A 16432-nucleotide genomic window follows, 5' to 3' on the forward strand; every position below is an offset into this window, starting at 1 on the left:
GAGTTAAGCAAGGTTAAATGAGTGACTTATCATCCAAAATTCAGCCTGTTAGTGTGTTAATTTAATGATGATAAAATAAACAATAAATGCTAACTTGGGTTTTTAACATACAAGACATTGTTTTTGTCTAAATTAGGCGAATAGCCTAATAGGTAATGTTAACCTTTGACGGAATTAGGGAACTTTGGGCACTGCCGTAAAGTGAATTTTAGCTAAGCATGCACGCCAGCATCAAGCTACAAAAATACTGCTAGATTAGGATGTCGATTTTGGAATCAGAAAACCGTAACAATGATAATCCTTTTGTTGGATTAAATGCGTTTGAGATTAGTCATACTGATAATTTTCAAGGAAGAGAAGATGTAGTTCAACAGGCGTTGTCAAAGCTCCAACACAAAGCGCTGTCATCCCAACCATTTTTGTTGTTGTTAGGTAAAAGTGGCGCTGGTAAATCAAGCCTTTTACAGGCCGGTATCTTCCCTAAATTAGATGAATTGCAGTTTGGGGAACAAAATATAAGCTTTCGTTCAACTATTATCACGCCTTGTAACTTAAGTATTGATCCTTTTCGCTCTCTAATTTTAGCTTTGTCAGACATTTCTGAGCAAGATTTTGTCGCCAATCAAGAACTCAATTCTTTAGTTAAAATGTGCAAACAGCAACCTGACAAATTTTTGCAGCTGATGAAGCAGAAAATGGAGTCTTGGCCTGCTGATAAGAAACTGGCAATTGGTATTGTGCAGCTTGAGCGTTTATTTTTAACCGACTCCTTGGGTTACACTGAGCGACGTTATTTCACCGATATTTTGGCTGGTTTGGTCATCCACTGTGGCATACTCGTTGTGGCTACATTGCGCAGTGATTTTTATCATACCTTATCTGACTATCCAGCATTGCTGCGTTTAAAGCAAAATGGTGGACAGCTAGATGTGTTGCCTCCGACATTAAACCAACTTAAAAAAATGGTATTCCCAGGGACTGCTAAGCATCTAAGATTTGAACAGGCAAATGGAGAGTTGGTTAGCCTTGATGCATACATAGCCCAACGGGCGTTTGAGTTTCCTGACAGCTTACCTTTGCTGCAATTCGTTTTATTTCACTTACATCAAAATCGTTCGCAAAATGGACTGATTAATTACTCAACCTATCGTAATTTGGGGGGGCTAGAACGGGCGATTGCTAAAATTACCGAACAAACTTACGAAAGTTTGGATCGCTCTTGTAAAAAGCATTTTAACCGCACCGTTAGTCGCCTGGCTGAATTAAATTATAAAGGCCATTATGAGAGAGTTTGGGTTAAAGCTGACGATTTATATAAAAGCCACAATGCCAAAGAGTTAATTGATGCGTTTGAGGCGATAGGCATTATGAAGTCTGTGCAGGGAATTGATGGCAACAATTACATTTGCTTGGTACATGATTGTCTATTTGCTAATTGGCCTAGACTTAGTGAAGCTTTAGACCATCATCAAAAAACGCTCGAATTAAAAAACAAGCTAGAAGCACAAGCTGCTGAGTGGAAAAGTGCCACGCGACCTTCAGCATATTTACTCGCACCCGGTAAAGCTTTGGATGAAGGAAAACTCATTCTTAAGCAAAGTGGCTCCATAAGTTCGACGTTACGAGCAATGATTCATGCGTCAGTTAAGCGTGCGAGCCTTAAGTATCGAGTAGGTTTTGGCTTTGCAGTGCTGCTGTTAATGCTGTTTGGATTTATGATTAAAAATGCCTATGATGCAAAAGTAAATCAGAAAATAGCGGAATCGAAACTGATTGAAAGCCACGAATTAATTGAATTTCTGATTGATGAAAGCACCAAATTAGAGGCGATTGGACGGTTGGATTTAATCCAAGAAAGTTCAGAGCGTTCACTGGAATATCTAAGTACTGTATCACCTTCAGATGATTCTACTGCTGCCAAATTGAGTCGCAGTCAAACGTTTTTCCAATTAGGTAAAGTTTACTTGGAAAATCGACAGTTTGCGGGTGCTCTTGACGCTTTTAACAAAACGCTAGAATTGGATACTGAGCTTGTCGAGATCCATCCAAATGGCTTTACTTATGTGTTGGAATTAGCTCATGCAAATTATTGGATTGCTATGACTCATCTGCGCGCGGGAGATATCCAAAAGGCTGAACAGTACTTCCTATTTTACCAGACCAATGCCCATGATTTAGTTGAATTACAACCTGATAGCCCAATAGCCAAGATCGAACTTTCTAGAGCATATTCCAATTTAGCCAAAATTGCAGCCCAACGAGGGCAGTTAGAAAGCGCGACACAGAGCTTTTTTGAGGCGGTTAAGTTTACCGAAAAAGGCAGATCTGCTGCCAATATTAGCGACTTATTGGAAGCCGCCAGCGCATATACTTGGTTGGCAAATAAGTATTATTCAGAATTGAAAATTGCTGAATCGCTAGAAATGAACAAGGGAGAACAAAGACTAAGATCGTTAATTATTAAAAAAGAAGACTCCCCAGCAAACCAAATGGCTGCAGCATATTCATTGTGGAAATTAGCGAATGAACACATTCTCGTTGGTCAATATAAACAGGCAGATTCTGCATTGAGTGAATTGAAGGTTGCCTGTGCTCGTGGGATGCGTGCTCAGAATGCGGATATTCAATGGCGATATTTAGATGCCTTTAGTGATGCCAGTTTAGCGCAGATGGCAATGCTGTCGGGAAATTCTGAACATGCTAGAAAGTTATTTAGCGCCAGCTTTGGGAAAGTTGGTGATACTGCTGCAGGCTTAATGAGTCAGTGGCAAGATGCGTTTTTCGAGCGTCAATATTGGCTCGCCAGGTTCCATCATGGGAATGCTAATCAGAAAGGGCTTGAATCTGCTAGTTCGGTAATTATTAACGCCAATCAAGAGGATGCGATTAAATGGAAGGTACGTTTAGCGACTTTGGTCGGTGAACAAGTCGATTTCGAAGTGATGCAATCAGATGAAATTTTAAAACCACAAATGTTGATTGCCGCACTGGAATATTATAGTTTCCAAGATCATTTAGAAAAATTACAAAGATTGTGGCAACAAGTGCCGCAAGAAATGTGGTTAAATAAAGATCTTGAGGAACTGCGCGATACTTTGCGTAAGCAGATTCGAGAATTCACGTCACAATAAATAATTCAATTAGAAGTACCCAAAAAATATGATGGTAGGTGAAATTGCTGCTCTAAGCACTGCGTTGTGCTGGGCTGTCGCAGCACGAATGTTTCGAATTTTAGGCAAAAACTTTTCGCCTTTGGCGCTCAATTTATGGAAAGGCTTGGCAGCAATTGGCATCCTGCTAGTTATCACCCAGTTTTTTCTTCCTCAAGTTTCAGTATCAACCAATACCATGTTATGGCTATTGTTCAGTGGAGTGATCGGCATAGGATTGGGAGATACATTCTTTTTCCAAGCGTTAAACAAAATCGGTGATAGCCAATCTATTTTGGTTGCAGAAACTCTCGCTCCTATTTTTACCGCGTTACTTGCTATGGCTTGGATCGCCGAGTGGTTAACTTGGCAACAATGGTGCGGAATCGCCTTAGTTTTATTTTCAGTGGACATGATCATTAAGATTCAAAAACGATCAAGTTTTGATAAGTTTGAATTAAGTGGCTATGTCTACGCCGGTCTTGCCGCTTTGTGCCAAGCGGTTGGTGCGGTAGTCAGTCGAGATATTCTTACCTCAACTGGCATTGACGCATTTAATGCCAGCCAAATTCGTTTGCTTGGTGGTTTAGCTATTATTGTCATTTTAATGCTAGTAACCAAACAAAAATGGTTACCCACCACTGACAACCTTAAACGTACTTGGCTATTTTTTAGTGGTGCAACCGTGATTGGTACCTTTGCCGCGTTATATTTACAAATGGTTGCCTTTACCTATACCAAAGCCGCGGTGGTACAAACTTTATTTGCCATGAGCGTCATTTTATCCTTGGTGGTGGCTAAAATACTGGGGGAAAAAGTCAGTGGTAAAACTACTATCTGGTCATTGATAGCGTTAATCGGTGTTGGTGTCTTAGTAGGTTTAGAGCACATTTAATCTGACTATTTTGTGGCTTAGTTAAAACAAATTTTTTTATTGGGGAATAAATTCGTTTTTCATTCGTTATCCAAGTGTCATTAATATAAACATGAGGAAACGAAGATGACTAAGCTAAACAAAATTGTAAACTTAATGGTAATTGCTGGAATAGCACAGGCAAGTAGTGCCGCTATGGCAGCCGATCTACAAATAAGCCAAGACATTCAGTTATCCAATCAAACACAAATTTCTCAGCAAGCAAATAGTCAAGATGCTTCAACGGATATCTCTGCCAATTCTGACTCTTCTGCTCAATCTAATGCTGATGTTCAGGCAAATGCCGATACGACGCCTGAACAAGAGCAAGCCGAGTCTACTACACAAGATAGTTCGGAAATGGCTGCCACTCAAACTGCAAATCTGAATGGTGTTTTAACAAATACCGTCGATGAGTTCAGCACCAATGTGGGGAATTCTAGTGCGGTGACTGTAAATAATTCTTTAGCGGCAGTGTCAAAACTAACGGTTTTGAGCGTGACTAACCTAGAAAGCCCTGATTCTGTAGACGGAAATGATCAAATTCAAGAGACAACGAGCGATGATTTGGCGTTGCAGTCAACTCCGTCGCTAGTATCTGAATTGAATTCGTTATCAACTATAGATAAAGCACCATCACTTAACAGTGCTTCTGAGTTAACCAACAACATTGGGGCTAATTTATCACAAGTCGCAATGCTTGATGTTGCCTCCCAAGCGTCTCAAGTGATAGGGCAATCTGTCAACACAACGATTGCAGAAACAATCACTAGCAATGCTCAAAGTTCCATTTCACAAAACGTAAACAACCAAATTAGTACTTTGGTGACTGACCAAATCAATAATGAAGTAGCCACAGCATCTGCAATAGAGGTGGCTAATACCATTACTAATGACTTAGACCTAGGTATTTAACCTTCTTTAAACCTGCAAGATTACGTCAACTACTCGTTGGCGTGATTTAAGTATTATTGGTGGTCAAAAATGAAATTACGAATTGGCAATATTACCTGTATATTCGCGTGTGCAACCAGTTTTTTTACTTGGGCGGATACGCAATCTGCCTTTACGTTTAGTGGTAAAGCTGATGCTAGCGCAATCTACAATTCAGCCCTAAGTGTAGACGAGTTGGATGATGTATCTACTCAAAGTGACAGTGGGCAAGAACTAAATGCAATGCTACAAGGTAAATGGAAGATAAATGACAAAGCGCAAGTAACAAGTCGTTACGCTTACAGTCAGCAACGCTATAACCAATATTCACAATATGATTTGGAGCTACATCAGTTTAGCCTTGATGGCAGCTACAAGTTTACTCAACGTGAGTTTGGGCTGCGTTTTGATGGCGCCAAAGCGCGTCTCGAAACAGGCACTTTTTTAGATTTCCAACAAATGAGCGTTTATTTAGGAACATTTATTCAACCTGAGACTTTCTTGCGTACTAGCCTAAAATTTAAAAATAAGTCATTTACTCAATTATATGAAAGAGATGCCAATGGTTTTGGAGCATCCGCCGACCTATTTCACTTTTTGAATAATGCCAATACTATGCTCATGATCGGACTTAGCGGTGAAATAGAAAATGCGCACGATAATCAGTTTAATTATTGGGCGGCGGGGTTAAATACTAAACTAACTCATAAGTTCGATATGTTTGGCCTGGCCTCTAAGGTGGGAATAGGATGGCGATACCAATATAAAGATTATGAGTCAGTTGAGGTGTCAGACTTGCAAGCTAGTTACAATATTCAAAGAGACGAAAACAGACAGGTGATACAGGCTGATTGGGTGCTAAATATATTCGATAACTTGTCTGTTGTGACTGAAGTTCAGCGTGGAGATTATAAATCTAAAGTTGAGAGCCTAACCTATCAGCAAAATATCGCTAGTTTAGGCTTAAACTATACCTTCTAAAGGTGTTTTAACCGTTATTCGTTTACTTGCCTTTTACTTCCGATACCTTGAATAGCGCCAATACCATATATTGGATCTCTCCCTTTTGGACCTAAGTCAATCGCTTGGTCTGATAGGGACGCTAAAACAGCGTCGCGATAACTCTGTTTCATATTTTTCGAGTTTTCCAGCAAACATGCAATCGCTGCTGACACCACTGGCGCAGCCATAGATGTGCCCGATTCTTTGCTTAACCCCCCCATCGCCTGAGCAGTAATCACGTTTACACCCAACGCGGAATAATCTATATAATCGCCTCGATTCGACCAGCGATATGGTTTTAAATTATTGTCGAACGCACTCACTGCTATGACTTCATCATATCCTGCTGGATAAACTGCTTGGGCAGCAGGTCCTTCATTTCCGGCAGCAGCAACGATAATCGTTCCTTGCTGGATAGCGGCTGTAATCATTCGATTTAAAATTCGGTTATCTGGGCCAGCCAAACTCATGTTGATTACTGTAACCTTTTCCTCTACTAACCAGTTTAATGCATCAATCATGGCGCTTAATGTTGCACCCTGGGAGTAGTCGGATTGCCGATAAAACACTTCTGCAGAGTATAAATGTGCTTGCGGTAATAATGGAATCAGCGTGTTGAATTCTCCTATCAACACCCCTGCGACAGCTGTGCCGTGCAGTGCGGGAGAATTTAAGTTCTTGGTTAAAAAAGACTTCGCAGTGATCTTCGCTTTTGCAAACGCAGGGTGCGTTCGAGCGACTGCGCTGTCGATCATGCCGATTCGTGCAGTCGTAGTACACAATGATTGGTTTATTGGCTTGTGTGCCGTATCAAAAGCGGTTTGCGGTGTCTGGGATTGCGCCGTATAAATATGATTTCTATCTAAGGTTGCAAATGCTTCTTGGGTTAAATGTTTAGCTAATGCGGATTTTGAGTCTAAATGGGACGGAATTGTAAATCGCAAAATAGACAATCCTAATCCTGAATATGTTGAATCCGAATTAATCACAGCGCCTAAACCAGTTAAAGTCTGTTTGGTTTGTTCATCTGCTAATATCATCCATTGGTTTTGGACCGCTCTCCATCCATCATCCAATTTGACTTCTACAAAAGCTGGGTTGCTAAGGTCAGCGCCTATCGCTAAAGTTTTCGGTAATGTTGTTAAGGGTTCTGTTATTAAGTTTTCTAACGCTGGCATCTCACTGAGCGCAAAGGGCTCTTTTACTTCTTCAACGATTATTTTTTGCTCTAATCGGTCGACTGTTTTTTCAATATTTTCAACTTGCTTAGTAATGCCTTGGGTATTAATTAATTGTGCCGAAGACACCTGACTAAATGCCAACAAACTGAATATCGTTATTTTGATTCGCGTCATGTTTACCTCTTGTGTTAATACTAAACTTGATTAGTAAACGTTTCAGCTAAAAATAAATTTCATTTTATTTGGAATAAAATTTTAGTTCATTCGTTAACTCAATAAAGATACAGAGAAAAGAGTAAAAACCATGACTGACACCTTCGAAAAAATCATACCTATGCTAAGGCGATTTGCGTTTTCGTTGACTGGTAGCCCAGCTGATGCAGATGATTTAGTTCAAGCTACTTTCGAAAAAATTCTAAAAAAAGGCGTGCCAGAGGATGTCGAGATCCTCAAATGGGCGTTCAAAGTGTGCCGCAATGTATGGATCGATGAATATCGTTCACGCAAGGTACGACTAAATGCGACGCACTCTCCAGAGTTACAAGAGCAAGTATCAAAAGAACAAGAGCCTCAGCATGAAGCGCAGGCACTGTTAACCCAAGTGAACCAAGCTATGGATTCACTACCAAGTGACCAGCGTTCAATCTTGTCGTTAGTGGCATTGCAAGGCATGTCATATAAGGATGTTGCTGCCACCATGGAAGTTCCAGTAGGTACTGTTATGAGTCGCTTATCCAGGGCTAGAATGACTTTGCTGAATATGGTGAATCCACTGTCACATGGAGAAAAAGCATGAACATTACTGATGAGATGTTGAGCGCATTTTTAGATGCGGAGTTGCCGGCAGAAGAAATGGAGCAAATTCGTCAAGCCCTTGAAAACGATGATGAATTAGTAATGCGCTTGGCAGAGATATCACAAGTTGATCAGTGGGTTGTTGAAAATGCACAGCAAATGGATCAAACCCCAGAGCCTTCAATATTGGTTGAACTTGCCCGGAAAATTGATGCAGGAAATGATAAGACCAACGACGCAATAAAAAACAATGTGGTACAGATATCAGCTCAAAAAAAGCGTAAACCGAGCATAAAACTACCTTATTCATTAGCAGCAGGAGTAGCTTTAATTTTAGCTGTTGGCGTTTTAACCATCAACCAGCCGACTTTTGAATCAAGTGTTTCTGCTGATATTGCCAGTATATTAGATTCCACTATGAGTGGACAGACAACCTTGACGACAAATGGATTAGCAGTTAAACCGCAGCTTAGTTTTGCTACTCAAAATGGCGAATTGTGCCGTCAATACCAATTGTCTGAAGCTGAAATTAGCAGTACCAACATCGCCTGCAAACAAACCAATGGTTGGCATATAAAAGCTAAACATTCAGAACAAGGTTCGCCAAGCAGTGGCAGCTATCAAACAGCATCAAATCAACAACAACTTGATGCTGTAATAGACCAAATTATTAGCGGTGCTCCGCTGGACAGAGCGCAGGAACAACAAGCCATTGTTAATCAATGGCAAAGTAATCAATAAATACATTAAAAAGTAAGAGGTGAAATATGAAATCTATCATGCTGTTTTTATCAATCGTACTATTCGTGTCAGGCTGTGCTTCGAAACCTGATTATCGTGCTGCACAAAATGGTTCAGTTGGATATAGCGAGCAAAAAATTACTGATGACCGTTACCGAGTACAATTCAAAAGTTTCTCAAAAAGTGTTGCAGATGCCTCAGATTTTGCATTGCTTAGATCAGCTCAATTAACTCAACAGCAGGGGTTTGATTGGTTTGTTATCACCAACAAAGAAACCTTTGTAGAGTCGCAGAAGCTCCAACCTGCATCATCATTGGGCCTGAGTCATCAACGTCAAATAGAGCGTGAATGCGGATTGATAACTTGTAACTCTTATGAGCGACCGTCTACCGAGTTAGGCATGAGCATGAATACTAGGGCAGGGAATGAGCGCAAAGAAATCCATAGCATTTTAGATATTCGGATGGGAAAAGGAACGAAATTGAGCGAAGAGGCTTATGGTGCACAAGATGTAATCGATAATTTAATAGAAAAATCTAAAAATGATTAAACTGAGCGGCAATTGATAATAGCTATAGGTAAGAGTTTTTGGGGGTTTAAGCCCCCTTTATCTTCCAATGAAATATATGTTGCCTTAAGTGTTGGCTTTGTATACAATTCGCGCCCTTAAATCAGCTATCACCTTTAGTTCCTTGTCTCAATACAGTTTGGCTGAGCTGTAAGAGGCTACAACCGTAAGGAGCAACAATGCGTCATTACGAAATCGTGTTTATGGTCCACCCTGACCAAAGTGAACAAGTTCCTGGTATGATTGAACGTTATACCGGAATAATCACAAACGACGGCGGAACTATCCACCGTTTAGAAGATTGGGGCCGCCGTCAATTGGCATATCCAATCGAAAAATTACATAAAGCACACTACGTACTAATCAATGCTGAAGCTACTGCAGAAGCAATTGAAGAGCTAGAAACTGCTTTCCGTTTTAATGATATTGTTCTTCGTAACCTTGTTATGCGTACCAAAGGAGCTGAAACTGAACAGTCTCCAATGGCGAAAGAAGAACGTCGTGATGATCGTCGTGATGACCGTCGTCCAGAGCGTTCTGAAAAGCAAGAAGAAGCACCTGCTGCAGCTGTAGAGCCTGCTAGCACTGAAGATCAAGCATAAGGAGACAGATAATGGCTCGTTTTTTTAGACGTCGTAAATTTTGCCGTTTCTCAGCTGAAGGTGTTGTCCAGATCGATTATAAAGACATCGCTTTGCTGAAAAACTATATCACTGAAAGTGGTAAAATCGTACCAAGCCGTATCACTGGAACTAGCGCTAAATATCAGCGTCAGTTGTCAACTGCTATCAAGCGCGCGCGCTTCCTAGCATTGCTTCCATATACTGATTCTCACAAGTAATCGTTGGCGTAAATAAGAGGTAGCAAAGATGGAAATCATTCTACTAGACAAGATCGCCAACCTGGGCGGCTTGGGTGACACTGTCACTGTAAAATCAGGATATGCACGTAACTTCCTTTTTCCTCAGAAAAAAGCAGTTCCTGCAACTAAAGCAAATGTAGAAAAGTTTGAAGCACAACGTGCTGAACTTGAAGCAAGCATTGCTGCGACTTTAGCTACTGCTGAAGCGCGTGCTGCTAAAATCGTTGAGCTTGGTGAAGTAACTATTGCTTCTCCAGCTGGTGACGAAGGTAAGCTTTTCGGTTCAGTTGGTACTCGTGATATTGCTGATGCAATCACAGCTGCTGGCGTTGAAGTTGCAAAATCTGAAGTTAAATTGCCTACTGGTACTTTGCGTGAAACTGGCGAGTTTGAAATTGACTTACAGTTACACTCAGATGTAATGACCACTGTTAAATTGGTTATCATCCAAGAAGCATAAATCTTAGATTTATAGACTTTAAAAACCTCGCTTCGGCGGGGTTTTTTTATGCCAAAAGAAAAATATGGCCCATGTGCTTTTAGCTCAAGGAGTGTTGCTGTATGTCTAACGGGATAAATCCCGTGCTACAGGGATGTGTAGCCATGGGCTTTTAGCTCATGGAGTGTTGCTGTATGCCCAACGGGATAAATCCCGTGCTACAGGGATGTGTAGCCATGGGCTTTTAGCTTATGGGATGTTGCTGTATGCCCAACGGGATAAATCCCGTGCTACAGGGATGTGTAGCCATTGGCTTTAGCCTATGGAATGTTGCTGTATGTCCAACGGGATAAATCCCGTGCTACAGGAATGTGTAGCCATGGGTTTTTAGCCTATGGAATGTTGGTGTATGCCCAACGGGATAAATCCCGTGCTACAGGGATGTGTAGCCATGGGCTTTTAGCTCATGGAATGTTGCTGTATGCCTAACGGGATAAATCCCGTGCTACAATCAACCTTTGTTGATTTCTTCAAGCAGTGCTTGAGCGTTGGATTTTTCGGCGAAATACACATTTTCAGCCAGTATCTCGTTCAGTAGCCGCTCAGCTTGTTTGATTTTGTCTAGTTTTGTTAATGTGTAAGCTAGATGATATTTCAGGTTTGGGTTGCTTGCATCTCGAGTCATCGCATCGCGCAATACAGTGATACTTTTTTCGTAATCGCCTTGTTTGGCAAGTATCCATCCATAGTTGCTTAGAATATTTACATTGTCGTCATCCAGTGCCATAGCTTGCAAAGAATAATCTGCGCTTTTGTTCAAATCATCTGGTAAGTATAAATAAGCCAAACGATTAAGTAGTGCCGCTTTATTTGGCATATTATCGGTCTCTAGAAGATGTTGATAGTGTTCGATAGCAATGGATGATTGACCATAGTAAAAATGGAATTGCGCAAGTAGGCTTCGTGGAAAATAGCTCTGTGGATATTTGTCTACAATTTGATTGAGCACGGTTAAAAACTCATTTTCTGACATTCCATTGGCAACGTGTGCATAAAGTTTTGCCAAGGCTAATTCGTATTTGTCGTCTATTTTTAATATTTGTAAATAGTACTGTTTGGCAATGTCAAACTGCTGTTTTGTATCATTTAACTCGCCAAGTTTTAATAATACATCTGGGTTATCTGAATTGCTTTGAACTAGTTCGTTAAGTTGTTTTTCAGCTTGCTTGAGATTGTCTGAAGTAATTAATTGAGACACCCATTGTAAGTGTAAACTGATGTCATTAGGGTTTAGTTTATGGGCTTGTGCGACAGCGGATAACGCTTTTTCTTTCTCATTTACGGCTAAATACAACTGACTAAGCGCCAGTAAATTAAATGCCGTTTTTTCAATAAGCTTTTCGTATTTACTAATTGCTCTTAAAGCTTTTGCTTCGTCTTTTAACTTTATGAGAAGTTGTGCTTCTTTTAACACATACAGCGGGTAACGCGGTTCTAAGCGTTGAAGACTTTGCGCTAGACGCAAGGCTGGAGTGAAGTTGCCCTGACTTTCGTTTATTTGTAACAAACCTTCCATTGCCTGTAAATTATTTATATCTTGCTTCAAAATCGACTGATATAGGTTGCTAGCCCTATCTGTATTAGACATCGCTAAGTTGATTCTGGCTAAACGTAGTTTAACTGCAATATCGCTGGTATTAATACTGAGTAATTTTTCTAGTGTTAGTAGGGCTTCTGGGTAACGCTTTAAGCGACTTTGCACAGTAGCAAGGTTATATAAAGCAGAATAAGACTCTGGGTTTTCTGCTAGAACATTTTGTATGGCGTCCATTGCTGCAAAATCTTGTCCTTGCATGATCAGCATAGCCGTATTTAGGTTCTTAACGTCCACATCGTTAGGCATTAACTTTTTGAGTGTGGTTAGACTTCGGTCTGCAGAACTAAGCTTCTTTGCATCCATGTTTACCATGCAATGTTCAATTAGGACCTTCTTATTTTCAGGGTAGGCAATCATCAACTTTTCTAATTCAGCCAAAGCGATGTCAGTTTTTCCCCTTGCTATAGCTACCTGAATAGCAAATAGTTTGTATTCCACTTGTTCAGAAAAGTCATCTTCAAGCCTATCTAATAATGCCACAGCCCTATGAGGTTTATGGTTTACCAAATACAGACCGCCTAAAAATAATGACTGGGAAAGATTATTGGTTATTTGTAACTGATATTTTTCGAATACGTCTAACGCAGCATCAAAGTCGTAAAGTGCCGAATAGGTTTTAGCTAACAGGTAGGCCGACTGAAACTCACCACCGGAGCGTAAATTGTATTCTGCTAAATCGTCTCTCGCGCTTTGATACTGGCCAAGTAGAAAGGAAACCGTCCCTCTGAGGTATGAAAATGTCGGATACTCATCGATCAAGTATCTTGGTAAACCATTGAGTCGATTTGCCAATACTTGCATTTGTTTATAACCGTCACTCTGGTTAGCAGTTTTAACCGCTAACCAGTTGCGTGCGAATTGCACGTATAAGTCATTGGGAGACTCTACTAATAACTTGTCTGATAAAGAAAATGCTTTATCGAGGTCATTACTGGCAATGTAAGCATCGACGAGGTTACGGGCGATTGCTGGTTCACGGGGATTGATCTCAAGGGCTCTGTTTAAGAACATGATTGCTTGTTCAATATCACCTTGAGATCGAGCTAGTTGCCCTCTTAAACGCCAAGTTTCAGCATTTTCTGATGAGATTTTTAAGGCTTTTTCTAATAATTTGTCGACCAGTGAATAGTTTTTTTCGATCAGCGCTATTGTGGCCTGTCCATTAATTGAATCAATGTGACCGGCATCAATAGCTAAATTTTGTTGATAAAACTGATTGGAGCATTGGTAATCGCGCAAGTTGATGCAGGCTGTTGCTTTGAATATATTCCATTTCATTTGATTTTTTTGCGATAGCCTACCGCTATAGTCGAGCTCTACTAAATATTTATACTTTTTAAGGTTGAGCAGGGTTTCTGCCCAATCAGCAAACACTAGGTTAATATCTACATGGGAGCGGATGGCTTCGCCAATCTGTTTTTCTGCATCTTCATATAGTTTGTTTTTTACCAGTAATTTGCTCAATAGTACTTTCGCTGATAAATCATTAGGGTTGTCTTGAAGTGCATTTTTAACGTGGATATAGGCTTCTTCATATTGTCCCTGGTCGAAGTTCGAAAGTGCTTTTTCATAATCAGAGTTATTTGCATTGACAACCTGAGTGAGCGCGCAACCGGCTATCAAAATGATTAATTTAATTTTGTAAAAACGGTACTTCAGGTAATTTCTTTTCATGGGGTCTCTGACGAATCAGGTTGCTATTTATAAGGGAAATACAGGCTTTAATTTACCTCGAAATGGGTTATTTAAAAAGCCACTTTGATTAATACTAGATATAAAAAAGCCCGCTAATTAACGGGCTTTGAATTGATATAAAGTGCTTAAGATTTGATTCTACGTTTTCTGATCACTAGTAAACCCGAAAGTAACATCAAACCAAATAAAGAAGGTTCTGCTATCTGCGTTGATGTTGGAGGGGTATAATTGAATGTATAATTATGGAATTCTCGAGCACCAGTGTATGACACAGCAGCAAATGAGCCATCAAAAGATGCGCCGCCACTTGTATCTGCATATGGCGCTAAAACAGAACCTTTAGATGCTAAACTATTAAAATCGATATTAGTTGCTTCAAAGAAATTCCAAACAATATTAGAAAATGCTGTGTCGCCATTAAAACCGTTGTTAAGGTTAACACCGCCACCGATATTAATATCAGTTCCAGACACATTAATGATAACCGTTTCAGCGCTTCCCCAATTCATTGATAAGTTGCTGTTTTGGGCAAAAACATCGGCAGCAGACACATCAAAAATTGCCAAGTCTCCTGAGCCAGTATAATCAAAATTACCACTTGAAAAACTACCTGTGCTTGTGAGACCAGCGAAATAGGCTGTATCAGCGTACAACTCAGCTTGGATGTCAGCAACGGTCAATGATGAATCATGTATTAACTGGCCGTCATTTCCATCGTTCAACTCTACGGCGGTACCGTTTAAATCACCACCATAAACCAAATTATTATCACGTAATACACGCACGCGACTCGCGTTGATATCGCCAACAATAGTTACCGCATCAATAGCTGTGTCGGTATTGGTTAGTCTGCTACCAAATTCTACTGGATTAGATGAATTCAAATCACCACCAATAAACGTTTGTCCTTGGACATCTCCGCCATTGAAATTATAGTCGCCAAGCAATAAAAGATTATATTTGCCAATAGTGCCACTGGTTGCAGTGGCTGCGCCCGATATAGAGGCTAGTAATGCAAATGCGAATAATGATTTTACCAATTTCAATCTACTTCTTCCTATAACTAAAATATGAATATTTACGCCATACAGACATGTTTCGTACAATTCAAAGCTTAAAGCCTACCTGAGTATTCCGTTCTCAATCTTTAAGCAATAAACAAGCCGAAGTTTAAGTCTTTGTATTTTATAAAAAATAACTCCATTTAACTGGCCTTCCTGAGTAAAGTGTAAAAAAATCAGACTCGGAGTCGCTTTACGCCAGAAAATTCGCGCATAATATAACATATTATCAACTAGCGAGTTACTCAGATAAGCCGAATTTAGTTATACTTTAGTAAGGTTGCCCTCACCTTTATCAGATTCTGGCTTCAAAACTAAAATGTCACAGGGCATTGCTTCTGTTAGGGTCATTGCGGTGTCACCAAAGATCTTATCCATAAAATGTTTATCTTCATTATTACCAATAACGGCTACTTCAGCATTCAAACGCGCGGCTTTTTCAGGCAAAACTTCATCTGGAATACCTTCGATAGAATGAAGAACATCATTAGCAAGGGAATATTCTTTAATATAAAGCTCTAACTTTTCTTGATGTTTTTGTTTCAACGTCGCCTCTCGTTTAAAGCCTCGCTGACTATTATAATCGATGTGAAGTGTGCCTATTTCGCCATCATAACAATCAATAACATGCATTTGCCCACCGATAGCCTGGGCCAGTTTATCGCTGACGGCTAAAATCCTACGATTCAGTAAATGATTATCGAAATCATCGTCTTTCATATCAACACAAGCTAAAACCTCGAGTTGTTTGTCCCACAATCTTGGCTTAACCATCCAAATAGGAAGAGGACAGTTAGCAACGAAATAGTGATCCAGTCCACTGGTAAACAATCGTTTAAAATCACTTTGCAGATAAGGTGCCTTCAAGACTAAATTAAATGTTGTTTGAGTTAATAAATTCGCTACGGCTAGAGAAGGTTTCTGCTGCCATGACAAAACAATATCTTCAACAAATTCACTTGCTTCCCATTTTTCCAATATATTTTTAATTGAATTTTGATGATTAACCACAACCTTGTTCAGGTCATCTGCTAAGTTGAGATTGGCTTTAGGGTAGAAATAATTGTGCAGGGAAACGAACACCGTCATTTTGCCAGAATAGGCCCTGCACAAACGAGTAGCTCTAGCCAAAGGTATAGACGGATCTTCATCTGCTTGCAGTACGACTAAAATATGATTAAAGGGGCTGATTTCCATGTTCATTATTGTTTTACCTTCTTACCCTAATTAGTTGAACTAAAATTGTAGACGACTATTTAGCCAATGGTTAGAAAATAAATCTATGAGCAACAAATACCTATGAGGTATTGCTCAACCTACGAACGATTGATTTTAGTACTAAATTAAGCCAACATAAGCCGTATAAAAGACTCTTTCACGCTAAGTGTGTCGCTGCTGTTTCGCCCTTTAACTGCAGCTACCTTATTTGTTGGTT

15 protein-coding genes are annotated in these 16432 nt (G+C 40.0%); 11 read left to right on the top strand and 4 right to left on the bottom strand.

Annotation, left to right across the window (positions count from 1 at the left end; all coding sequences use genetic code 11):
- Positions 1-269: 269 nt before the first annotated feature.
- From VUI23_RS02305 to VUI23_RS02320, 4 genes are all read left to right on the top strand, one after another.
- On the top strand, positions 270-3131 hold the full coding sequence (locus tag VUI23_RS02305; RefSeq protein ID WP_342806662.1) for a hypothetical protein: 2862 nt from the start codon (positions 270-272) through the stop codon (positions 3129-3131).
- Positions 3132-3159: 28 nt separating this feature from the next.
- Positions 3160-4044 carry a DMT family transporter gene (locus tag VUI23_RS02310; RefSeq protein WP_216047983.1) on the top strand — a complete coding sequence of 295 codons (885 nt, stop codon included), beginning with the start codon at positions 3160-3162 and terminating at the stop codon, positions 4042-4044.
- Between the two features lie 105 nt (positions 4045-4149).
- Positions 4150-4977, top strand: coding sequence for a hypothetical protein (locus VUI23_RS02315; RefSeq protein ID WP_342806664.1), 828 nt, complete (start codon positions 4150-4152; stop codon positions 4975-4977).
- Between the two features lie 69 nt (positions 4978-5046).
- Entirely contained in the window at positions 5047-5976 is a 930-nt protein-coding gene (locus VUI23_RS02320) for a hypothetical protein (RefSeq protein WP_342806666.1), read from the top strand.
- A gap of 14 nt (positions 5977-5990) precedes the next feature.
- Here the strand turns inward: VUI23_RS02320 and VUI23_RS02325 are convergent, their stop codons facing one another.
- On the bottom strand, positions 5991-7352 hold the full coding sequence (locus tag VUI23_RS02325) for a S8 family serine peptidase (RefSeq protein WP_342806668.1): 1362 nt from the start codon (positions 7350-7352) through the stop codon (positions 5991-5993).
- Positions 7353-7482: 130 nt separating this feature from the next.
- Here VUI23_RS02325 and VUI23_RS02330 point away from each other — a divergent pair, with 130 nt between their 5' ends.
- The 7 genes from VUI23_RS02330 to VUI23_RS02360 all read left to right on the top strand — a co-directional run bounded on the left by VUI23_RS02330 (position 7483) and on the right by VUI23_RS02360 (position 11073).
- Complete coding sequence (locus tag VUI23_RS02330; RefSeq protein ID WP_216047987.1) at positions 7483-7974, top strand: RNA polymerase sigma factor; 492 nt, start codon at positions 7483-7485, stop codon at positions 7972-7974.
- Positions 7971-8714 carry a hypothetical protein gene (locus VUI23_RS02335; protein WP_303502025.1) on the top strand — a complete coding sequence of 248 codons (744 nt, stop codon included), beginning with the start codon at positions 7971-7973 and terminating at the stop codon, positions 8712-8714. The genes VUI23_RS02330 and VUI23_RS02335 overlap by 4 nt, the downstream gene beginning before the upstream one ends.
- A gap of 26 nt (positions 8715-8740) precedes the next feature.
- Positions 8741-9265, top strand: a complete 525-nt coding sequence (locus VUI23_RS02340) for a hypothetical protein (RefSeq protein WP_342806670.1) — start codon at positions 8741-8743, stop codon at positions 9263-9265.
- 197 nt (positions 9266-9462) lie between these two features.
- On the top strand, positions 9463-9885 hold the full coding sequence (rpsF, locus tag VUI23_RS02345) for a 30S ribosomal protein S6 (RefSeq protein WP_216047990.1): 423 nt from the start codon (positions 9463-9465) through the stop codon (positions 9883-9885).
- Between the two features lie 11 nt (positions 9886-9896).
- Positions 9897-10124 (top strand): 30S ribosomal protein S18, encoded by a 228-nt coding sequence (gene rpsR, locus VUI23_RS02350; protein ID WP_008843478.1) that lies wholly within the window; start codon positions 9897-9899, stop codon positions 10122-10124.
- A gap of 28 nt (positions 10125-10152) precedes the next feature.
- The gene (gene rplI / locus VUI23_RS02355) at positions 10153-10605 is read left to right on the top strand and encodes a 50S ribosomal protein L9 (protein WP_216047991.1); all 453 of its coding nucleotides are present in this window, start codon (positions 10153-10155) and stop codon (positions 10603-10605) included.
- Between the two features lie 288 nt (positions 10606-10893).
- Positions 10894-11073, top strand: a complete 180-nt coding sequence (locus VUI23_RS02360) for a hypothetical protein (RefSeq protein ID WP_342806672.1) — start codon at positions 10894-10896, stop codon at positions 11071-11073.
- 22 nt (positions 11074-11095) lie between these two features.
- Here the strand turns inward: VUI23_RS02360 and prsT are convergent, their stop codons facing one another.
- The 3 genes from prsT to VUI23_RS02375 form a co-directional block, all read right to left on the bottom strand.
- A complete protein-coding gene (prsT, locus tag VUI23_RS02365; protein ID WP_342806674.1) occupies positions 11096-13915 on the bottom strand; it encodes an XrtA/PEP-CTERM system TPR-repeat protein PrsT in 2820 nt (939 codons plus the stop codon).
- A gap of 146 nt (positions 13916-14061) precedes the next feature.
- Entirely contained in the window at positions 14062-14982 is a 921-nt protein-coding gene (locus VUI23_RS02370; RefSeq protein WP_342806676.1) for a choice-of-anchor A family protein, read from the bottom strand.
- Positions 14983-15261: 279 nt separating this feature from the next.
- The gene (locus VUI23_RS02375) at positions 15262-16200 is read right to left on the bottom strand and encodes a universal stress protein (protein ID WP_303502014.1); all 939 of its coding nucleotides are present in this window, start codon (positions 16198-16200) and stop codon (positions 15262-15264) included.
- Between the last annotated feature and the right edge of the window lie 232 nt (positions 16201-16432).

The organism is Alteromonas sp. M12 (assembly GCF_037478005.1).
Lineage (GTDB): Bacteria > Pseudomonadota > Gammaproteobacteria > Enterobacterales > Alteromonadaceae > Aliiglaciecola > Aliiglaciecola lipolytica_A.